Annotated in this window: 10 protein-coding genes; 5 read left to right on the top strand and 5 right to left on the bottom strand. The window is 46.8% G+C overall.

Going from position 1 to position 22,841, the window contains the following annotated elements:
* Positions 1–225: 225 nt before the first annotated feature.
* The 5 genes from ACPEIW_RS05935 to ACPEIW_RS05915 form a co-directional block, all read right to left on the bottom strand.
* On the bottom strand, positions 226–1,827 hold the full coding sequence (locus ACPEIW_RS05935; protein ID WP_425663637.1) for a hypothetical protein: 1,602 nt from the start codon (positions 1,825–1,827) through the stop codon (positions 226–228).
* A gap of 420 nt (positions 1,828–2,247) precedes the next feature.
* Complete coding sequence (pulA, locus tag ACPEIW_RS05930) at positions 2,248–4,245, bottom strand: type I pullulanase (protein ID WP_425663635.1); 1,998 nt, start codon at positions 4,243–4,245, stop codon at positions 2,248–2,250.
* Between the two features lie 113 nt (positions 4,246–4,358).
* On the bottom strand, positions 4,359–5,294 hold the full coding sequence (locus ACPEIW_RS05925; protein ID WP_415694309.1) for a sugar ABC transporter permease: 936 nt from the start codon (positions 5,292–5,294) through the stop codon (positions 4,359–4,361).
* Entirely contained in the window at positions 5,291–6,688 is a 1,398-nt protein-coding gene (locus tag ACPEIW_RS05920) for a carbohydrate ABC transporter permease (RefSeq protein ID WP_415694310.1), read from the bottom strand. The genes ACPEIW_RS05925 and ACPEIW_RS05920 overlap by 4 nt, the downstream gene beginning before the upstream one ends.
* A gap of 149 nt (positions 6,689–6,837) precedes the next feature.
* A complete protein-coding gene (locus tag ACPEIW_RS05915) occupies positions 6,838–8,067 on the bottom strand; it encodes an extracellular solute-binding protein (RefSeq protein WP_415694311.1) in 1,230 nt (409 codons plus the stop codon).
* Positions 8,068–8,862: 795 nt separating this feature from the next.
* Here ACPEIW_RS05915 and ACPEIW_RS05910 point away from each other — a divergent pair.
* The 5 genes from ACPEIW_RS05910 to ACPEIW_RS05890 all read left to right on the top strand — a co-directional run bounded on the left by ACPEIW_RS05910 (position 8,863) and on the right by ACPEIW_RS05890 (position 22,792).
* Complete coding sequence (locus tag ACPEIW_RS05910) at positions 8,863–10,560, top strand: alpha-amylase family glycosyl hydrolase (protein ID WP_425663632.1); 1,698 nt, start codon at positions 8,863–8,865, stop codon at positions 10,558–10,560.
* 286 nt (positions 10,561–10,846) lie between these two features.
* The gene (locus tag ACPEIW_RS05905) at positions 10,847–11,620 is read left to right on the top strand and encodes a TraX family protein (protein WP_422114358.1); all 774 of its coding nucleotides are present in this window, start codon (positions 10,847–10,849) and stop codon (positions 11,618–11,620) included.
* 254 nt (positions 11,621–11,874) lie between these two features.
* On the top strand, positions 11,875–14,649 hold the full coding sequence (locus tag ACPEIW_RS05900; protein WP_425663629.1) for a TIM-barrel domain-containing protein: 2,775 nt from the start codon (positions 11,875–11,877) through the stop codon (positions 14,647–14,649).
* Positions 14,650–15,553: 904 nt separating this feature from the next.
* Complete coding sequence (locus tag ACPEIW_RS05895; RefSeq protein WP_425663627.1) at positions 15,554–15,868, top strand: hypothetical protein; 315 nt, start codon at positions 15,554–15,556, stop codon at positions 15,866–15,868.
* Positions 15,869–16,054: 186 nt separating this feature from the next.
* On the top strand, positions 16,055–22,792 hold the full coding sequence (locus tag ACPEIW_RS05890) for a peptidase (protein WP_425663625.1): 6,738 nt from the start codon (positions 16,055–16,057) through the stop codon (positions 22,790–22,792).
* The last annotated feature ends 49 nt before the right edge of the window (positions 22,793–22,841 follow it).

Raw genomic sequence — 22,841 nt, 5'->3', positions numbered from 1 at the left:
CATCACTGGATTGAGGCACGCTCTAGCTAACTATTATATTAAGTATTGATATCGTTTGCAATATTGGCGATTTTAGGCTGACTTGAGATACTTGAGATACTTGAGATACTTGAGATACTTGAGATACTTGAGTATGCAAAAACCGCAGAAAGCTAAATGCTAACTGCGGTTTTGTTATTTGCGATTATTTGCGATTATTCGCGCATATTTGCTGCTAGTTGCTACTTACTTGCGACGGATTCGCATAAAGTGCCAACCAGCGCCGATTGCTGCGATTCCAGCAGTGATGCTGCCAGCAACAGCTGCGATTAGCGTTGTGTTGTTGCCAGCGGCGTGCTCACCGTTGTTTGCGCCAGATGCCTGAGCGCTCTTATCGCTGCTCTTTGCGTCTTCGTTCTTGGAGTCTTCGTTCTTGGAGTCTTCGGATTCCTTCTGATTTTCATCTTTTGCGGAATCGGTAGATGTATTCTTGGACTCTTCGCTCTTTGTTGCGCTTGCGGAGCTTGCTGCAGGAGCAGCAGGAGCAGCAGATGCAGGGGCTGCAGGGGCTGCAGCACGAGGCGTGCGTGCAGGAGTCTGTGCGGTTGCTTGCGACTTATCGGTAGCGTTTTCTACGAGTTCTTCTGCAGCTTTAGCTGTATTCGCAGGCTCCGTTTGATTTGCTGGAGCAGCACTGTGCTTAGGTGCAGCCTGTGGTGCAGAAGGAGCCGCATCCTGTGGCGCACTTGGTGCATCATTGTTCTGTGGTGCATTCTGTGGAGTGCTTGGAACTGGAGCAGGAGCTGGCGCAGAAGGAGCCGAATCCATAGAGCCTACACCTGGAACAACATTCAAATTGCCGCCGTTTTTCTGCGCGTTGCTTCCTGCAAAGTCTCCTTGAGAAGAGCTACCGTTATCTTGCGCTTTGTTTTCTGGCTGCTTAGCCTGTGGAGCTGGCTTTGCTGGAGCTGGAGCAGATGGAGCTGGCTCTGCTGGAGCAGGAGCTGGAGCGTTCTGCTGGTTCTGCTGCTTTGCCTGTAGAGCCTTTTGGCCCTTTTCAAGAGAAGCTGTAAGTTTCGTTAAAGCACCATCTAGCTTAGTTTTTGCGACTTCAATAGCTGAGCTGCTTTGAATAATTGACTTGTTGGTTTCGTCAAAAAGAGGACCTGTATTATTTAGTCTTTTTTTGAAGCCTTCACTGTTTCCACTGTTTAGGTGCTCTAAAGACTTCTCTATTTCTTTTTTAATCGCTTCTATTTCGCTTTTTAGTGCTTCGAATCTGTTCTTTGCTGCATCAAAGTCAGTTTCTACGCTTTTAATTTCTTTTTGAGCTTCTTTTACTTTAGCTTCAGCTTTATTTACGGCGTTTATAGCTGATTGAATCTTTTCTTCAGTATCATTTTCTGCATTATCAACTTCTGTTGAAGCTTTTTGGGATGCATTGTCAGCCGCATTTGCATTTTGAGTTGCTGCTTCTAATTTTTTCTCAAACTCGGTTGTGATAATAGGATTTTTTTGAAGATTCGTAAATTTATCTATAATCTTTTGCAAATCTTGGTTTACTTGCTCGTCTGTAACAGAGTTGGAGTTTTCTTGATTAGCCACTTCTGCACCTTGCTGCGTCTTGCCAGCAGCAGCGCCTTTCGGATCAATAGTAACAGGTTTGCTCACGCGGTCAAAGCCTTCGCCTGCTTGCACACTAGCAGAAACTGGAGTTGCGCTTATAGTTTGCGCTTGCGTCAAGGTTGTAGTCGTGGCAGCGTTTGCTGCGTTTGCAATGCTTATGCTTCCAATAAGAGCCAAAGAGCTTGCTCCCAAAGAGATGGCGGCTGCAATCTTAGCGTTCATATTTACCTCATTCTTCAAATCATTTAGGTTTGGGGGGTGGGGATATTTGTTTAATTATCAAGTTGTAAGATCAAAGCGCTGTTTTGCAATGTGTGCTTTAATAGCGTCTCTGTCTTGTTACTGAACTTTCTCCTCTCCGCCATCGCGAATATACGCAAGGGGGGTATAAAGTCTAAAAATGATTCTAGCAGAACAGCAGGAATAATTCGTGCACTTTGGCAATTTATAAGGAACAATTAAGGAAATTACAAGGTTTTGCCTTGAAATATTAGTATTCGACTCAGTATTTAAAAATATAATATTCAACTATAGATCAAAAAATAATCCAAAAATAATCCCGACTTTGTTTCCAAATCACAAGAATAAGGGAACAAAATCGGGATAAAATGCTATTTACGCGTGCTCAAGAACTCGAGCAAATCAATCGCGCTTGTTGCTTAACACAACAAAAGTACGTGGTGGAATATGAACAGCGCGCTGATCGCCATTATCATCGCAAAGCATTGATGCGCGGCTGCTAGAAGAGCTGCCAATCCATCTATCAAAGTACTCGCTGGAGTCCAGCACACAGCGCCATTTTTTGCGGCTTGCGCAAGACTCAGGCAAATCAACCGTTGCAGCTGCACCATTCATAGGGTTATCGCACACAATCAAGTCGCTTCCAATCTGCTCCGCAAGAACAGTATTATCGGATGCAGTAAGGCGAGTGTGCTGAGCATCGTAAAACTCCGCATTCTTAGCGCGAAGTTTTATAAGCGCGCTATACCAGTCTACAAGCGGCTGGAATCGCTTAGCTCTAGACCAATCAAGCTGGTTCATAGCAACTCCGCGATTATAGGAGTTATCGCAACCGTGCTTAGTACGGCCAAACTCTTCGCCGCCAAGCATAAATGGCATTCCAGCAGAGCACAAAATTATGCCAGCGCTAAGAATATTAGCACTGAAGATGTCTGCAACGCTGTTTGGATCGCTTGCGTCAAAATCGCAGCTAGACGCGTTATCGCGCATAGAAATACACAGCTTATCCCACAAAGTCAAATCGTCGTGAGCAGAAACATACTGCACAATCTGACCAACACTCTTGCCAGCACAAGGCATGCCACGCCAGGCGTTAAACGCATTGCGCACAGGATCCGCCGTCCAGAACTCATTGCCGTTTACATAACCGCGGTCTCGATGATCCATAACGTTGCCCTTAAGCGTGTCTCTAGACTCGTCGCTAAACCAGCCGATTCTAGAATCAAGGAAGCCGCGCCCATCTTTATCTCCCATAGGGCAGTCATCGCCAACAGCTGCAGCAGCCGCACCCCACGGCTCGCCGTACATAAGAATATCTTTGCCGCCATCGAGCTTATCTAGTTCGGCACGAATCATGTTCAAAGTTTGCGCATCCGCTAAGCCCATAAGGTCAAACCTAAAACCATCCACGTGGTAGCAGCGCGCCCAATGCAAAATGGACTCAATCATAAAACGCCTAAACATTGGGTGGTCGGAAGCCATTTCGTTTCCGCAACCCGATCCGTTTGCAAATCCGCCGTCATCCTTGCGCCTGCAAAAATAGCCAGGAGCAACGCTTTCAAACGCGTTCGATGCTGCTTCAAACATGTGATTATAAACAACATCCATCACTACGCGCATGCCATTTTTGTGCAAAGCGCCAATCATTGCCTTGCACTCGCGGATTCTTGCCGTTCCGTCGTATGGATTGCTGGAATACGCGCCTTCTGGCACGTTGTACGCGTGCGGATCGTAGCCCCAATTGTAAAGCGAATCAACACTTTTGCCATCTTTGCGCACAGACGAAATCGCAACCTCATCCACAGTCGCAAAATCGTAGATTGGCATTAGTTGAACGTGAGTTACGCCAAGTTTTTTAAGATAGTCGATTCCAGTAGGGAAGCTGCTATCTGAATCTAAAGTTGTATGCGAATCTGTAAAGGCAAGATACTGACCGCGGTGTTCTAGCTTAAATCCGCCATTTTCATTGCTGCTAAAGTCTTCAACGTGCATCTCCCACACAACAGTTGCATGGCGCGCGAATTTTGGCGATTTGTCTTTGTGCCACCCTGCAGGAGCCACGCGATCCTCGTCAATAACAAGGCTGCGCTCGCCATTTACGCCACTAGCAACACCCCAAGGGTCGCTTGTGCGATTCACTTTTCCATCTGCAAAAGTCACAAGAAAGTCGTAGTAAACACCATCTAGTCTTTGCAATATTGACGTTCTCCATGCTCCGTCGCGCAATGGCTTCAAATCGCGTGTTTTGAAAGGTTCGCTGTTGTTTCCTGTTTCAAAAAGTCGCAGTGTTACGCACGATGCTGTTGGCGCCCAAAGCGTAAATGTGGTCGATTTTTCGTTAAGCGAGAATCCGAGTTGCCCCGAATAAACTGGCCATTGTGTTGAAGGTGGGAACGTCATGAATATATCCTTTTGTATTTTATTAAATTATTTAGCATAAAATACAAAGGCCGAAACGCTTTTAACGCTCGGCCCCCATATTTCATCAAACTCTACAATTAATGCAGAGCTTACTATCCCTTAACAGAGCCAGACATCGATTCTTCGTAGAATCGTTGCATAACAATGAACAGGATTGCGATTGGAATGGAAACGCACACAGCTCCAGCGGAGAATCGTGCGAACCAGTGATTAATGTATTCCTTTTGTAGCATTTGCCACAAGCCCACAGCAACAGTGTAGTTATCTGCAGTTCGAGCAATAGTCTTAACCAAAACGAAGTCAACCCATGGTCCCAAGAAGCTAGTAATAGCCTGGAACACAATCATAGGCTTGCATATTGGAAGAATAATCTTATAGAATACTTGCCAAGTTGTGCATCCATCCAAGTAGGCGGCCTCGTCCAAAGACTTTGGAATCGTATCCATGTAGCCCTTCATAACGTAGAAGCCCATGCCGCTACCAGCAGAGTAGACGATAATCAAGGAGATTAAAACCACTCCGCCGTTTGTTAAGCCGAATGCCTTCAAGATGAAGTAGATAGCGATAACGGCCATGATGGATGGGAACATGCCGAGGATTAATGCAATATTCATAAATGTCTTGCGTCCGCGGAAGCGTAAGCGAGACATGCAGAACGCTACTACAAGCACGAAGAACAGAGAGATAATGCACACGAAGATAGACACAATCAAAGTGTTTAAGAACATACGTGGGAAATCAAATGTTTCGCGCTGAGTGAACAACTGAATATAGTTATTAAACGAGTACTCGGTAGGGAAGAACGTAGTCTGATATGGAGCAGTGTTCTTGTTGAAACTTTCCAAGAATATCCATGCGATTGGGGTGAGCCAAACAATAGACATAAGAATCAAGAACACGTGTGCAACAACATCTCCGAATATGCGACGAACTCGCTGATCGCGCCAGAACGGAACGCTACGTACACTATGTACTACTTGCTCTTTTTTATTAGAAGTAGATTGCATAACCTTATCTTTATTACTCACCGGAATCCCTCCTCATTCTTGTAGGAGCCAGAGTTGCGATATGTAAGCAGTGCTACAACAGCGAGCACGATGAATGTCATAATGCCAATCACGGCGCCCATGCTGTAATCGCTCTTATCAACAGTCAACTTGTACAGCCAGGTGATAAGCAAATCAGTCTTACCTGCCGAAGATGTGAGCGACGATGGGTCGCCACCAGACAAGAGGTAAATAACGTTGAAGTTGTTAACATTGCCAGTGAACGTTGTAATCAAGTATGGTGTCATAACAAAGAAGATGTATGGCATAGTAACGTTCATAAAGCGCTGCCACCAGCTTGCACCATCAAGCTCTGCTGCTTCGTAAAGTTCTGCTGGAACGTTTTGCAAAATACCAGTGATTTGCATGATTGTGTAAGGAATACCAACCCAAAGGTTGATTATAATAACGGTAACTCTTGCCCAAGTAGCATCCTGGAAGAATGGCAGTGGGGAATGAATCCAGCCCGAAGCAATAAGAAGGCGGTTAATGGCACCTTCGCGCTGAAGCATGCTGTGCATAACAAGCAAAGACACGAACTGTGGAACGGCAACTGTCAACGAGAAGCAGGTACGCCACAAGCCCTTAAAGCGGGTTGTGCGCCTGTTAATAATCATTGCCATAAACATGCCGAAGAAGAAGTTAAGGAATGTAGCGAAGAAGGCCCAAACAAGGGTCCAAATCAACACATCCACAAAGACCTTAGCGTTGATCAAGCTGTTTGAGTTGCCAATATCAAAGAAGTTCTGTAAACCAACCCAGCTGAACAGTGGAACGTGATTGCTGTCGTAGTTGGTAAATGCCATAGAAATCATAAAGAGTAATGGCAAAATCGTAAACAGAACAATGCCGATTGTTGGTAAAGTCATAAAACCAACATGCGCATTTTGATCGAGCAGAGACTTTAAATCTTCGTAGAAGTTAACAGGTTTTTTGCCTTTTGCAACGGCGCTTTGTGCCTTATACGAGCTACGCAAAGATAACGTAGCCAAGAAAATTAGTACGGCAATAGCAGCAAGAGACATAACGCAGTAAAGAAGAATCTCTACGGAGTTGTCGCCTTGGGTGTAGTGCCAAAAGCCGTTAATCTTAACCTTGCCAGCTTTATGAGTGCCTAAAGTTAGGATTTTTGGCAAGTATTCGACACCAGTGGTAGATAAGAAGGCGATTACAGCTATTTCAGTTACTAAGAAAATAACGCCTTTTGTAAACTGGCGGCGTACTAAATTACCAAAGCCGAAAATAATAAGAGAAACCCAAGAGAAGACATCAGCATTTTTTGCTGCTTCTTGCAATGAGTATGGAGACGGTGCAAAGCGTTCGGAAGTCGGCTTACTCCGACGCTTGAATCGTTTCATGGATGCTGTGCCAGTCATGACATGCCCTTCCTATAAACAATGAGTGTGTTTTGAGGAGGAATAAAACGCCCCGCCCCTATTCACATTAGTGTGGGGAGCGGGGCATTTTACTTTTACGCAAGATTTGTATTACTTGCGTTTTTAGATATTTTTACTAGACGAGAAGCTTACTTCTTGAGGGCTTCGTCGAAGCTCTTCTGGAAGTCTGCAGTCTTTGCTGCAGCGTTGCTTTCGTTGATTTCCTTGTTAGCAAGAGCGGAACCGAAGTTCTTGGATGGATCCCAGTATGCGCTCATCTCAGGAATGTTTGGCTGAACAACAGAAGTCTTAGCAATGGTTTCCATCTGTGCGGTGGCGCCTGCATCATCCTTAACTGCATCAGCAAGGGACTTGTCGGAAGGAATTACGCTCTGAAGCTCGTAAGCCTTCTTCTGGGATTCCTTAGAACCGAGGAATGCAGCGAACTTAGCAGCCATCTCTGGAGCCTTGGAGTTAGGGTTGTAAGCAACAGCCTTGGAGCCAACGAAGGACTTCATCTGAAGCTCGCCTGCTTCGGTTGTGAACTTAGGCAAAGCAGCAGCGGCATAGTTGTCGCCCAAAGCCTTCTTAACATCTGCTTCATCCCAAGAGCCAGAGAAGTAAGCGTCAACAGTGCCATCCTTGATTCCTGCCAAGCCAGCGCCGTTTCCATCCATTACAAAGTTCTTGTTCTGAATGAACTTGGTGATGTACTTGGTAACAGCAGCTGCCTTATCGCCAAGCTTGATTCCAGCCTTGGCATCCATGCCGCTATCGCCGAAGAACTTGAGGTTTCCATCCAGGTAGAAGCCAGCGAGGTACCAGCCGCCACCAATGTCGAATGCAACCTTGCCCTTTTCGAGCATCTTGTCGAGGGACTTAACGTCATCCTTAGAGAACTTGGACTTGTTGTAGTACATGAACCAAGTGTTGCTGGTGTATGGAACGCCGTACATCTTGCCATCTTGAGCAGTAACGGACTTAATCAAAGCGTCCTCGTTCTGCTCCTTAACCTGCTTTACAGCGTCATCGCTCAACTCGCCGATTGCGCCAGCCTTTACCAATTCACCAATCTGATCGTTAGGGAACAGGTAAACATCTGCAGCGGCCTTAGCGTCCTGCTTTACTGTTGTTGCTGCATCTGGAGGGGCAACTACAGAATTCTTAAAAGTAACTTCTGGGTGATCCTTTTGGAAGGCTTTCTCCATTGTCTGAATCCAGCCGCCAGCTTTTTGATCTTCGGAAGCAGACCATACAGTGAGCTTTACTGGGTTCGACTTGCTGCTGGAGCCAGCGTTGGTGCTAGAACCGCATGCAGCAAATCCAAACATAGTAGCGATTGCGAGGCCTGCGCCCAGCACTTTCTTCATATTCGTCATCCTTGACCTCCTATATCATGCCAGCTTGGCATGTTCTTTGGTGGCATAGTAACAAATTCCATGTGACGCAACTTCGACGTTTTGCTGCGTTTTTGCAGCGTCACATTTGTTGTTGAAATCTGTTTATAAGCAATGTGTAGTATACACGTATATATTGTAGTTGGCAAATCATGTTGTGTGCTATTGGAAAAATTTCCGCTAAAGTTGTTTATTTTTGATAAAAAGTTGTATTTTATTTTGCAAATCAGTAAATTTATCGGAATTTTATTTTGATAGCGCTCCGACCTACCTTTTCGCTTAGAGCGTAGCGCGAGAGGCGCTTTGACTGAGCTTGAAATTGCATAGCGAGTTTCAAGCTCCTTCAAAGCGTGATTTGGCTCAAATGTAAAGTCCAGTGGACTTTACATGCCAAATCAGCCGAGCGGCTACTAATAGCCGCGAGGAATAGCGCAGCTAATCTGCGCGAACGACATGACCTGCCTTCGCGCTTATAGCGTAGCGCGCGAGCGATTCGCATGTTTGTTTACGTTTTGGGTCAAATGGGGAACAAATGCAGGAACACATGCCTGTGTTTGTTTACGTTTTTGGTGTTTTGGTAAACAAATGCAGGAAAGTGAATAGTAAAATAAAATTAGACAAGATAAGTCAAGTCAAAATAAAAGAGATAAAAAGAGATAAGATAAGTCAAAATAAAATCAGATAAGATAAGTCAAAATAAAAGACAAGTCAAGTCAAAAAAGACAAGTCAAGCCAAAAATTAATACACGCCAACAAAACCAACAAAACGGGGGGAATATGCAAAACGAACATGCGCAATGGCTGCGCGACGCCGTATTCTACGAAATCTACCCACAAAGCTTCTACGATTCAAACGGCGACGGAATCGGCGATATTCCAGGCATAATCGAAAAACTCGACTACGTAAAATCGCTTGGTTGCAACGCGATTTGGCTAAATCCTTGCTACGATTCGCCATTTAAGGATGCAGGCTACGACGTGCGCGACTACAAAAAAGTGGCAGCGCGCTACGGCACAAACGAGGATTTGCAGCGTCTTTTTAGCGAAGCGCATAATCGCGGAATGCACATTTTGCTAGACCTTGTTCCAGGTCACACAAGCGAAGAGCACGAGTGGTTTAAGCAAAGCTCGCGTGCGCAAGAAAACGAGTTTAGCAAGCGATACATATGGACAGACAGCGCGTTTAGCGGCTATTCCATGCCGTTTATTGGCGGCGAAAGCGAGCGAGATGCAACGTATATTCTTAACTTCTTCAAATGCCAGCCAGCGCTAAATTACGGCTTTGCGCAAAGGGATCGCGCGTGGCAATCCGCGCCAAATTCCGCGGAGGCGGCTCAAACGCGCGCTGCAATGGTTGATGTTATGCGATTTTGGCTTTCGCTTGGCGCAGACGGATTCCGCGTAGATATGGCGGATTCGCTTGTAAAAAACGACGACAACAATGGCGAGGGAAGCCTTGGCAAAGACAACACGATTCGCGCATGGCAAGAAATGCTGGGCGCTGTAAAAGCCGAGTATCCGCAGGCTGCTTTCGTTTCGGAGTGGGGCAGGCCGCGTCAGGCGCTGGCTGCTGGGTTCGACATGGACTTCTATTTGAATTGGCGATGGGATGGGCAGCCAAACGGTTATGCGCGCCTGGCTCGCGATGTGGATAATGCGCTAGACAGCAGCCCCGAGCACGACCACAGCTACTTTAATGCGCGCGGCGGCGGCAGCATTTGCCCATTCTTAGACGATTATTGCCCGCAATATGAAGCCACTTGCAACGAGGGCTACTTTAGTTTTATAACGTGCAATCACGATACTCCGCGCCTGGCTCCGCGATTAAGCGAGCGCGAAAGGCGGATTGCGTTTGGCATGATTCTTACAATGCCAGGTGTGCCGTTTGTATATTACGGCGACGAAATCGGCATGAAATACCGCGATATTCCTACAAAAGAGGGCGGTTATGCGCGCACGGGTACGCGTACGCCAATGCAGTGGGATGATTCTAAGAATTTTGGATTCTCTGCGGCCGCAAAGTCGAAGTTGTACCTGCCTGTTGAGGCGCGCGCGGATGGAAGGACTTGCGCAAACTCGCGTAAGCAAGCCGTGCAAAGTGGCGAAATTCCAACGGTTTTGGGGCAGGAGCAGGATGGTGATTCGCTGCTTAACTGGGTGCGTGCGCTGATTGCTTTGCGTCACGAGTGCGCGGCATTGCACGCGGATGCCACTTGGCGAGTGTTGCACGCGCCTGTGGATGGTCGCAGCTTTGCATACGAGCGGTGCGCGGTTGAGTCGGATGGTGAATGCTCTACAAATCGATGCGTTGTGGTTATGAATCCTGGATTAAACGAGGAGACGATTTCGCTTAGTGCGCTTGCAGGGCTTACAACAGAGGCGATTTTGCAGCCGCGGATTTCGGTTGGAGCGGTTGCTTGCGATTCTTCCGCGCTTAAACTCGGCGCGCAGTCCTTTGCGGCGTTTGTTTTATAATGAGCTTTTCCACAAATTCGTTACATTTGTCTCGCACATGAGACATTTGTAACGTTTTTTGGGTCGGATTTGTTATATTTGTCTCGGCTGTGAGACATTTGTAACGTTTTTCGACTGATTTTCGTTATATTTGTTTCGGCGGCGAGGCATTTGTAACGTTTTGGTACAAATGCACTACAGAGATAATGCAGAGATTTAAGGCGGAGTTTGATACAATTGCAATGATTATGCAATGATGGCAAAGCTATACGCACTTAACGCCACGCGTGCGAGCAAGAGGTGAATTATGGACGCGCTAAAACTCAAAATCCGCGCAGACAAGAACATAAAAATGGGGATTACTCTCAAAAAGTTCAAGCTGCTCGGCGCTGTAATGATGATGCTCAGCGCGTTCGGCACAACCGTGATTCCGCACCTTTTTGGCGGCCTTTCCAGCACTAATATGTGGAGCCTCACCGCTGCCGTAGTGTGCGAAGTTGTAAGCTGGTCGGCCCTGCCATGGTATGCGTGGCTGCTCGTTCGCGGATATCAAAACACGCATAACCTCAACCTTTACACGCTTCGTCTGCTTGTGCTGGCTCTTATTTGCGAGGTTCCGTACGACTTTACAACCTTTGGCTGCGCTTTCGATATGCGCTCGCAAAATCCAGTGTTTGGGCTTGTTATTGCGCTGTTTGTGCTTTCGGGAATCGACATGGTTCGCGCGCGTTTTAGTGGCGCGCAAAAAGTGGCGTCAATCGCAGTGATTTTGGTTGCAGGAATATTGTGGAATCTTTTCGGAAGAGTCGGCTTTAGGCAGAATATTTTTTGGGGCGGAGCTTTACTTTTAGGATTTGTTCTTATCTTTAGATTCCTAGAAAACCACGAGATTCGCATGGAGCTGATTGCTGGCGCTTTCGGCGCTATGTCGCTTTTGGCGCCTGGCGTTGGCGTGGCTGTGTTGCATTACCGCAGTCCGTATGGCGACGGCCCTAAGCAAACTAAGCAATTCCGCTGGCTTATGTATGCGTGGTATCCGCTTATGCTTGTAATCGCAAGCGTGTTCACGATTCTGCTTTAGGCGCTATCTTAAGCCTTTATCTTTAGCCTTTATATATACGTTGTAATTTTTTATTTAGTCTTGAGAAGAGTGGCGTAATTTTTACGGCTCGGTTGCTGGCGACTTTTCCGCGGCGCGTATCGTTTTGTAAATGCAAACGTTTGCTGTATGATTTTGGAAGATGCAACGCAGCAACATAATTAATGCAGCACAAGCAAAAGCAATGCAGCACAAGCAAAAGCAAAAAGCAAAGAAACAAAGCAAAGAGGCGTAAAATGACTTTGAATCCGCAAGAATCGCAAAATATTCAAGACGCGCACATTTTTTACGATTATGCTAAAAATCCGCTAGCTAAGGCAAAAGAATCGCAGGTTATAAGCGGCAAAAATTGGCGAATTACGTTAATCACGGATTCGCTTGTGCGCCTTGAGTGGAGCGAAAATGGCGGATTTGTAGACGCGCCTACGCAAACAGTTGTAAGGCGAAACTTTGAGGGCAACGCGCAGTTTGCCGCGGAAAAATCGCCAGCAACCGAAGATGAAGCATCGCGCGCTTTTAATCCAAAATCTGTTAATCCAAAATATAGTGTAAAGAACTTGGAAAATGGCTGGATAGAAGTTGAAACCGAAAAACTGCTGATCACGTACAACCAGCAGCCGTTTAGCAAAGAGGGATTGAGCATTGTTGTGCGCGGAGTGCCAGGCTCGCAATTCAACACGTGGCATTACGGCGACGAGTGCCACGGCAATTTGCTCGGCACAGCGCGAACAGTGGACGAGGCGGATGGAGCCGTAAAGCTTGGAACGGGCGTAATATCTCGCGACGGGTGGGCCGTGTTAGACGATTCGCGCTCGGCAAAAATCGCGTATGCGGCTGCTGTTGATGGAAAAGAAAACCCATACGGGGCATGGGTGGAGCCGCGCGCAAAGGCGGATGGCAGTGTGCCTGGCGAATCCTCTAAAGACCTATACTTCTTTGGCTACGGTCACAACTATATAGGCGCAATTCGCGACTTTTACAAGCTTACGGGCGCGCAGCCGCTTCTTCCGCGATTCGCGCTAAGCAACTGGTGGAGCAGGTACTACAGGTATAGCCAAGACGAATATTTGCAGCTGATGAGCCGATTTAAGCGCGAAGGCATACCGTTCTCCACGGCAGTAATCGACATGGATTGGCACGTGACGGATGTGGACCCAAAGTATGGTTCGGGATGGACGGGCTACACGTGGAACCGCGATCTATTCCCAAATCACCGCGCGTTTTTGCGCAGCCTTGCCAGCGAAGGGCTTTCTGCAACGCTTAATTTGCACCCGAGAGACGGCGTGCGCGCGTTTGAAGAAGACTATGCGCAAGTTGCGCGCGATATGGGGATTGACCCAGCAAGCGGCAAGGCAGTTGAGTTTGACCTTACAAATCCACGCTTTTTGCGCGCGTACCTAAACATGCATCGGCGCATGGAGAACGAAGGCGTTGGGTTCTGGTGGATTGATTGGCAGCAGGGCGGAGTTACAAAGCAGGCTGGGCTTGATCCGCTTTGGATGCTTAACCACGTGCATTACCAGGATTCGGGGCGCGGCGGCGCGTGGCCGCTTACGTTCTCGCGCTACGCGGGGCCAGGCTCGCACCGCTACCCAGTGGGATTTTCGGGAGATAGCGTAACAACGTGGGATTCGCTGGCTTTTCAAACTTACTTTACTTCTACGGCGTCCAACATTGGCTACGGCTGGTGGAGCCACGATATTGGCGGACACATGCTTGGTGTGCGATGCGATGAGCTGGAGGCGCGCTGGTATGCGTTCGGCGCGTTTAGCCCGATTAATCGCCTTCACTCCAGCTGCTCGCCGTTTGCTGGCAAGGAGCCGTGGAACTTCCCTGCCGAGACGCGAAATGCGATGGTTAAAATGCTGCGACTTCGCGCGCAATTGCTGCCTTATTTGTATACGATGAACTATCGCGCGGCGGTTTGCGGCAGGCCGATTGTAGAGCCAATGTATTGGCAATCGCCAGAAACGCTTGCGGCGTACGAGATGCCGAACGAGTACCGTTTTGGCAGCCAGCTTGTTGTTGCGCCAATCGTTAGCAAGGGATGCGCGCAAGTTGAGCGCGGATGCACTGCCGTTTGGCTTCCAGAAGGCGATTGGTACGATTTCTTTGACGGAAGGCGCTACGTTTCGCGCGGCGGTGCGGGTCGCAGATTTGAGGTTTGGCGAGGAATCGACCGCGTGCCAGCGTTTGCGCGCGCTGGGGCTATTGTACCGATGCAAGTTTTGCCGAGTGAAGTGTCTTGCGCAAGTAGCGAGCAGGCGGCAGCTGCGGTTAATAGCGTTGAAAATCCGCGATCTTTGCGCGTTCTTGCATTCCCAGGGGATTGCGGCGAGTTTGTTATGCGCGAAGATAATGGCCGCTTTGAAGACGCGTGCGCTGGGAAAACTGCCGATACGCGCATGGAGCTTATTTGGCGAGATGGGAACGCGTCTACGCAATTTGTGATTGATGCAGCAAAAGGATGCGCTAGTGCTGTTGCTTCGCTGCCTTCTAAGCGCGATTGGAGCGTAGTGTTTAGAGGCGTTGCTTGCCCAGATTTTTCGCGCGTTCGCGTTTTTGTTGGGCAAAATCAGGTTGAATCTAAGGCTGTAGAAGTTTCATATGAAGGCGAAGAATCTACGCTAAGTCTTACTGTTTCTGTGCACAATGTGCCTGTTGGCGATTGCGTGCGAGTGATTGTGGATGGCGGACTGTGCATTGCGCAAGACCCTAAGGTTGGCGATTGCTACAGGCTGCTACTTAAAGCGCAAGTGCCATACCGCGGCAAGGAGATTGCTTTTGACGCGATTCGCCAGGCTGGCGGTAGCGCGAGTGCTATAAGCGAGCTTTGCGCGCTTGAGTACACTAGCGAGAGCGATTTTGAGCGCTACCAGCAAAGCGTTGACTTGACTAATGCGCATGCGCCGCAGCACCCAGAGGTTGCTAAGTGGGCGCAATGGAAGTGCACGTTGCCTGATTCGGTTAAGCGCGCGCTTGAGGAGATTTTACTTCGCAGCGCGCTTTGACAGAGCTTTGACCAAGATTTGTTACAAATGTCTCACGAGCGAGACGTTTGTAACGATTTTTGACTGATTTTCGTTATATTTGCATCATTGATGAGACATTTGTAACGTTTTTTGGCTTAATTTCGTTATATTTGTCTCGTTCATGATGCAAATATAACGCGAGCGATATTCCATATTTGGTGTTGCGCGCCTTCCTATTTGGTGTGTAGGAGGGCTGGGTGTTTCTACGTTCGCGCGGATTAGCCGCGCTATGTCGCTCGCGCAGATTAGCTGCGCTCACGTCTTCGCAGCGCAGAAGCAATGCTTCTGCCTTGAGCTGCTCAGCGCGCAAAATTGCCTTCGCGCGCTACGCTTCAAGCGCTCCAGCAGGTTGGCGCGCGCAGCTATTAGTAGCCGCTCGGCTGATTTGGCATGTAAAGTCCACTGGACTTTACATTTGAGCCAAATCACGCTTTGAAGGAGCTTGAAATGCATTATGCAATTTCAAGCTCAGTCAAAGCGCCTTTCGCGCTACGCTCTAAGCGAAAAGGTAGGTCGTCGCGCCACAAAGGGTCTAAAAATGTGATTTGTCTCATATACAAATGTTTAGATAGTTAAGCTAAAAACGGTGTTTGGCGTGTTGAAATCGCAAGAATTTTCTAAAAAAATATTTCGCAAAAACCCTTAAAATAAAAGGCCTGGGGGGGGGGGTACCTCTCCCTGAAAGCTATAAACATTTGTTAGTTGTCTTCAAAATTTTTTCTAAAATGTTATAATGATTTATCAAAGGGTGATTACATCATTATAGATGTACGCTATAAGACTTTGTAAAACTATTGTCAAAAACTATAAGGCTTTGAGAGCTAAGGTTGGCGCGCAAAGCGATATCAAATAAATAGAATTAAACTCACGGAAAGAGGAGAACATGACTACAAAATCTGCTAAACATTCCAACAAGGCATTTGGTTCTGAAAAGGATAAGGCTGCGAAGGCTGTTGATATTCGTAAGGTGGCTGCTCTTTCTGTTGGTGCTGCTGGCGTAATCGCTGGCGCGGCGATTGCTTTTGGCGCAACTCCTGCAATGGCGGCGGAGACTGGTACTTCTGCGCCTGTTAAGGCGGATGCACCTGTAAAGGAGCAGGATTTAACTGCTAAGGATGATGATTCTAAGACTTCTGATGATTCTAAGAAGAAGGTTGATGAAACTAAATCGACTGAGCAGGCTGATGAAAATAAGTAGACTGATGAGACTAATCAGAATGAGCAGACTGTAGTAAAGACTAATAATACTGAAGGTAAGACTGATGTTAAGTCTGAGGGCACTACGTCTGTAAATAAGCAGGCTGAGACTCCTGCGCCTGTAGATCAGAATCGCGCTTCTAATGGTGACACAAAAGAAGTAGCTTTCTCTAGTCAAACAGGTGAAATGCCGAACGTTTATGGCTTTGGCACAGTGGATAATCAGTATGATGAGCAACTCGCAAATAATCCTATAATATTTAAGCTTCCTAAACAGAAAGATGCTAATGAAGCAGATAAGGATGTTACGCGTGTAACTGTATTTCCTTCACCTAAAAACCATATTAATACCCCAAAAACTTCAGGAAGTATTGATTTTGATTCCGCCAATGATGGACATCAGCCATATTCTGGCGAATATGTGTTTGAAAAGAACAAGGATGGTTCTGCAACACTTACCATGAATAGGATTTTCCGTAAAGATGAACGTGGTGATTCCAAAGGTATTAAGAATGCGCAAGGTTATTCTGCAACGCGTTCGATTCAGATTAATCCAACTCCAGTTCAGGGAACTGCTAAAGAAGATGCAGTATCAGATCAATTCAGAGCGGCTCTGTTAGTACCTCCGCAAAGTGCTGGAACTATTGTTAAAAAAGTAAGTGATGCTGATATCACCGACACTGATGTCAACAATGCTATGGATTATGCTAAAAAGAATGGCAAAACAACGCATGTTGGCAAGAGTGGTATTGATGGTCTATCGCTAGAAGCACAAATTCAAGCGTTAAGCAAGGTTGGTAATCGAAAGTTAGATACTATCGCTGATAAAATTCCTACTAAAAGCAACGAATACGATAAGAGTGCATTAACGAAAGCAAATAGTAAAGTTGGTGTATCTATTGTAAATACCCATTTCGTTACTGATCTTGGTTTTAAGTCGCAGGATATTCCGCTGACTATTGTGCGTTATAACGATGTTATTGATAAGCCAATTGTGGACGACCCGAACAGCATCTCCGAGGATGTAAAGAAAGAAATCGCACAGAAGCTCGCAAAGATTAACAGCGTAAATCCAAATAAAATCACGTTTGACGAAGCTGGTAATGCTGTAATCCACTTCGATGGCGTGGATGAAAAGGACGCTCCTAAGATTAAGCTCAGCGACCTTGTGTTGAAGAAGCTCAAGGACACTGAGTACAAAGTTCCAACTGGTAGCGAAGCGGTCTTTGTTGCTAACCCACTCGATTACTCAAAAGCTGAGATTGACCGTATTAAGACAGCTATTGTTGAGGCCAACAAGACCAATACAGAACTTGGACTTACCAGTGTAGATCAGATTTCGCTTTCGTACCTTAAGGGCAATTTTACTGCAGCTGGTAAAGCTAATGAGGGCATTTCTAACGGTCAGGCGGAAAATACGATTACCGTTAAGATCAAGACCGATAAGGCTGTTGCCGAGTTTACGTCTAATGTAAAAGAGAGCAAGCTTACAAAGCTTCCAAATATTCGCACAGATTACGACGTTTCGTGGACTAGGACTAAGATTGATGGTCGCGATACCGACGAGGGTATTTCTTGGAGTAATGATAGTCACACAACTATCATCTATCGTTACGACCCAACTAAGGCACAAGAGTTTGATACAACAAAGATTCTTGGCTTGCTGAAGGCCACGCCAAAAGATAAGCAAGCTGGTTTGCGCGACCTTACAGGCGGCGAGTTGCTTTCCTATGAAGGTACAGGGACTAACGCGCAGAAGTCGCACATGCACTATGCGTTGCAAAATGGCGAGCCAACGGGCGAGCTTACGCTTGGCAATATGGACGGCGCTTATTGGTATGGGAATCAGAAAGTCTCTAATTCTGACGTAAACCTCGGTGATAATTTATCAGAAGCTGGTTCGTATACATGGGATAAAGAAGCTGGCTCTGTAACGGTGGCTGCTAAAAAGGGCAAGATTTTCAAGGCACGTCTGTTTGTTGAGCCGTATGCAATGTCGTACTATAGGGATGTTTATCTGGAGAAAAATCGACATCCAGGCAATACGGCAAAGGCAATTAACGTTATCTTTGTGCCGCAGATGAATCATAAGACAAGTGATTTGAAGACATCGGTTGCGGAGCACAAGACCAAATCCGTTGAAGGCAGAGATGTACCAACGCAGCATGAGTACTACAACGCTTCTGATAAGAAGAAAGAGGCGTACGATGAGGCGTTAAAGACCGCAAAGACACTGTATGGCTCTGTAAAGGATACGGACGAGTCAAAGCTTACCGAGGATCAGAAGGCGCAAATTGATAACGCAACGATTAATCTTAATAAGGCTCGCGAGGCTCTTGATGGTGATGCCACAAAGAAGGAAGAGCTGAACAAGTCTATTAATGAAGATGGCACACCTGCTCCAGGTCAGCAAGCTACAACTGGTACGAAGGCAAGCGATAAGTATAAGAACGTTACTGAGCCTGACTTTAAGAAGGCCGATGGTTCTGATGACACCGAAAGGAATAATGCTGCTGAGAACGCCAAGACAGCTTACGATGAAGCGCTTGCTGAAGCTGAGAAGGTAAAGGCTGACGACTACGCCACACAAAAGGCTGTTGACGACGCTAAGGCAAAGCTTGATGCTGCGCGTAAGGAACTTGATAAGTACAGCACTAACAAAGACAAGCTTAATGCTGCTATTGCTGAGCATGGTCAGGTGAAGGATGGTAGGGACGCTAAAGGCGTTCAAACGCTTGCAAATGCCGACCCAGCCTATCAAAACGCAACTGATGCAGAGCAAAAAGCATACGATGCTGCTGTAAAGAAGGCAAACGAACTTTCAGCAGATCCAAACGCTTCTCAAAAGGAAGTGAACGAGGCAATTGCAGCTCTCGAAAAAGCTAAGAAGGATCTTGATGCTAAAGCAACAGATAAGTCAAAGCTTATAACTGCTGAAAAGCTCACCTTTGATAATCCTGATAAGGATGATGCAAACAAGCAAAGCACCTTCTACAAGAATGCGCTTAATAAGCAGACTAGCGGAGCAACCGAGCAAGAAAAACAAGATGCTAAAACTGCTGTTGAAAACTATGACAATGCGCTAAAGAAGGCTCGCGAGGTTATTGCAAATAAGGATGCAACGCAAGCACAGGTTAATGATGCTAAAGATGCATTAACTAAGGCCGAAAACGCTCTGCATGAGAATTATAAGTCCGATGCTAACGATCTTACGAAAGCTCTTGCAGACAACTTTAGCGGTTACCTGATGCCTGCATACTTTAACGCTTTCGATAAGGCGCAAACTGGTGACAAGGATGCCCAGAAGGCATTCAAAGACTACAACGATGCCTATCAAAAAGCTAAGGAGCTTAAGAAGAATTTTGAGGCAACTGATCCGTCTAAGCAGCCAACTGCTACAGACATCGCCGATGCCAAGACGGCTCTTGAAGAAGCACGTAAAGTTATCGACAAGTATGCAACTAATACCAGCAGGCTTTCGGCAGCTGTGTTTAACGATATTGCCATACAACACAGCCCAGCGTATACGAACGTATCTGATAAGGATGCAAGTGCAGAGGCAAAGGCTGCTAAGAAGAAGTATGAAGATGCTGTAGCGAAGCTAGACCATGCGCTTAATAAAAAGATGCCTAAGGATAAGCAGGGTAATACAGAAATCCCAACTTCTAATACTCCTGATGCGAATATTGATGTTAATAATGCGAATGCATTGGATAATATTCAGGCACATGCGCAAGGCGAGCCTCTGGATAGGGATATTACCTCAATCCTTAAGGAAATGAACGACGCTATTGCAGATTTGAACAAGTTTGCAACCAAGACTGACGAGCTTCTTAAGTCTGTCAACGAGGATGATGCTACCAAGCACACCCCTGCGTATAAGAATGCTTCGTTGCCCGTGTTCCAAAAAGCTGATAGCTCTGATGCTGATGCCGATAAAAATGCAAAAGCAAAGCAAGCAGTTGACAAATATGGCGAAATGCTTAACAAAGCAAAAAAGTTGCTGAAAGATCCTAATGCTACACAAGCGCAGATCAACGAAGCAAAGAAGAACCTTGACGACGCTCGCAAAACACTGTTAGGCGATCCAAACGATCAAGCCAATGTTCCTGGTTTTAACACCGACACCACCAAGCTCCAAAAGAGCGTTGGAGAACACGGTAAAGAGAAGCAGGGTGACACGGCTGCAAAGGAAGGCACTGTTACTTCTGATGCGTATCGCAATGCGTCTGATCCTCACTTCATGAAGGAGAAGGACGGCAAGCTTGTTCCTGATGACACCAAGAACAACGCTGCTAAGGAAGCCAAGAAGAAGTATGACGAAGCTTTGACAAAAGCTCAGGAGCTTTTGAAGAAGCATGGTGACGCAAATACGCCGCAAGACGCAAAGCCAACTCAAACAGACATCAACGATGCACTTAAGGCTCTTGACGAAGCTCGTACCAAGCTTGACACATACAAGACTGATACAACTAAGCTTGATGCAGAAGCAAAGAAATCTACTGCGGACGTTGGCACATTAGCAGATACCGACTTTGAATCTACACCAGAGTTCAAGAATGCCGACGACCAGAAGGGTGAAGGCAACAAAGATGCAGCAAGTGACGTTAAGACCTACAAGGATGCACTGAAAAAAGCGCGCGATCTTGTAAAGGCTGCAGCAGATCAAGGCAAGAAGAACAGCGAACGTCCAACGCAGAAGGAAGTCAATGATGCGCTCGATGCTCTTACTGCAGCTAAGAAGCAGATTACTGACAACTACAAGACGAATCTTGAAGCGTTAGCCGCTGCTAAAGATTATGCAGGTGGCGACTTCAAGAAGACTCCTGAGTATCAAAATGCTACTGCAATAAAGGATGACAATACCAACGCAAAGCATGAACAAGCTGGTAAGGATTTGGATGGTACTGATGATAAGCCAGGCCTCACCAAACTTGTAGAAAAGATAACCCAAAAGCTGAATAATGCTAGCAAGCTTACTCAGAAGGAAGTTGATGAAGCGCTTAAGACTTTGCAAGACGCCATGGACAAAGTTACCAGCGACTACAAGACCAACGCCGACAAGCTCAAGAACGAAGTAGGCGATAAGGATGAAAAGGGCAAGGATGTAATACCTCCGTTCGAGGCATCGGTTCCGTACAAGAACGCACTTGAAAAGGCGAAGACGGAAGATGCTGGTACAACGGATCCTAACTCAGCAACCAAGAAGCTGGAAGCTTACAACAAGGCGCTCAAGGCTGCGCAGGAACTCCTCAACAAGGTGAATAAACCAGATCCAAACGCAAAGCCAGAAGATCGTCCAACTCAGAAGCAGGTTGATGATGCTCTTGCAGCTTTGAAGCAAGCTAAGAAAGACATCGACGACAACTTCAAGACCAAAGTTGAAAAGCTCCAAAATGAAGTTGATGATAAAAACGAGGATGGCAGTGCGCGTACTCCAGAGTTTGAAAAATCAACTGAGTTTGCAAACCTTCAAGGAAAGACTAAGGATGGCAAAGAACCTGATGATCTAACTGCCTATAAGCAGGCTTTGGCTAAGGCTAAGGAACTCATCGACAAGAACGATGGCAAAGTCAAGAATGATCAAGGTGTGGAAGTTGACGTTCCAAAGGATCAGCTCCCAACTCAGCAAGAAGTTGATGAGGCTAAGAAGGCTCTTAAGGAAATCAAAGACAAGATTCTTGCTAACTACAAGACCAATCCACACGACTTGCAAGAAGAATTCAACCAGTCGAAGGACGGCGACGACGACACCAGAACCGACGTGTTCGAGAACACTCCAGAGTTCAAGAACGCTCAGGCTAAGGGTGATGACGCGTCTAAGCAAGCTCTTAAGGATTACAACGACAAGCGTGAAGCTGCTAAGAAGCTTCTTGATAAGTTTGACCGTAATACTGGCAAGCTAAAGCAAGGCGAAACTGCTCCAACCCAGAAGGAGCTCGACGATGCTCTAGATGCCTTGCAAGCTGCTAAGAAGAAGATCACTGACGGATACAAGACTAATAAGTCTGATTTGAACACTGAGGCTGGTAAGGATGGCGACTTTGCAAAGACGCCAGAATTCCAGAACGCTGTAGGAAGCCCAGAAGCAGATGCGTACAAGAACGCGCTTGATGAAGCAAACAAGGTTCTTGGCGATAAGGATGCAACTCAGGCGCAGGTTGACGAGGCTTTGAAGAGGCTCCAGGATGCCAAGGCTGCCCTTAGAGCCAAGCATGGCACCGACAAGTCTTATTTGCGTAATGAGTCAGATAATGACCCTACATTCCGCAAGTCGATTCCGTTCTTGATTGCAGATGGCAAGGATATAGCTGAGTACAACAAGGCGTTGAACGATGCAAATGCTGTGCTCGCGGATCCAAACGCTACCCAAGCTCAGGTTGATGAAGCGCTTAGAAAGTTGCAACGCATAAAGCAGAAGATGATTGACTTCTACAACTCGCTTGGTTCGGGTAGTGATGACGATTCCGATGGCGATAACACGGGCGCAAACAACGCGAATGCGAATGCGAACGCGGTTGATAAGTCTATGTTGCATGCCGAAGTGAATGGTGCGCTTGCGGACGTTGCCAATGGCGCGGGCGCTGCTGGCGCGGCGAATGGCGCTAAGGGCACGAAGGGTGCGAAGGGCGCACTTGTAGACGCAAGCGTGATCAAGGAGTTTAATGATGCTCTAGAAAACGCTCGCCGCGTGCTTGCTGACCCGAATGCTACACAGGAGCAGGTTGAAGCTGCGACTATGCGACTTCGTGCGGCTCGTGCTGCGCTTAATGCAGCAAAGGCAAACAAGGGCAGCAACTTGCGCGGAAACATGGGAGTGCAAACTGGCGTTGATTCCGCAACGTTAAGCGCGTTCGCTGCTGTGTTTGTTGGGCTGGCAGGACTTGGAGTGTCTGCTAAGCGCCGTAAGCACGCTAGCAAGTAAAAATTTGCGCTCTAGTAGCGTTCCTTAAAAAGCGTTCGCATTTTGTTTT

Source organism: Gardnerella piotii (assembly GCF_049815665.1).
GTDB classification, from domain to species: Bacteria; Actinomycetota; Actinomycetes; order Actinomycetales; family Bifidobacteriaceae; genus Bifidobacterium; species Bifidobacterium piotii.
Note: the sequence above shows the minus strand (reverse complement) of the source record. Positions and strands in the feature narration are given on the sequence as shown.

Bases quoted from the DNA above. Each gene is read 5' to 3' on its own strand.
- ACPEIW_RS05920 (WP_415694310.1), bottom strand. From the start codon at position 6,688: ATGACTGGCACAGCATCCATGAAACGATTCAAGCGTCGGAGTAAGCCG.
- ACPEIW_RS05890 (WP_425663625.1), top strand. From the start codon at position 16,055: ATGCCGAACGTTTATGGCTTTGGCACAGTGGATAATCAGTATGATGAG.
- ACPEIW_RS05900 (WP_425663629.1), top strand. From the start codon at position 11,875: ATGACTTTGAATCCGCAAGAATCGCAAAATATTCAAGACGCGCACATT.
- ACPEIW_RS05915 (WP_415694311.1), bottom strand. From the start codon at position 8,067: ATGACGAATATGAAGAAAGTGCTGGGCGCAGGCCTCGCAATCGCTACT.
- ACPEIW_RS05935 (WP_425663637.1), bottom strand. From the start codon at position 1,827: ATGAACGCTAAGATTGCAGCCGCCATCTCTTTGGGAGCAAGCTCTTTG.
- pulA (WP_425663635.1), bottom strand. From the start codon at position 4,245: ATGACGTTCCCACCTTCAACACAATGGCCAGTTTATTCGGGGCAACTC.
- ACPEIW_RS05910 (WP_425663632.1), top strand. From the start codon at position 8,863: ATGCAAAACGAACATGCGCAATGGCTGCGCGACGCCGTATTCTACGAA.
- ACPEIW_RS05895 (WP_425663627.1), top strand. From the start codon at position 15,554: ATGACTACAAAATCTGCTAAACATTCCAACAAGGCATTTGGTTCTGAA.
- ACPEIW_RS05905 (WP_422114358.1), top strand. From the start codon at position 10,847: ATGGACGCGCTAAAACTCAAAATCCGCGCAGACAAGAACATAAAAATG.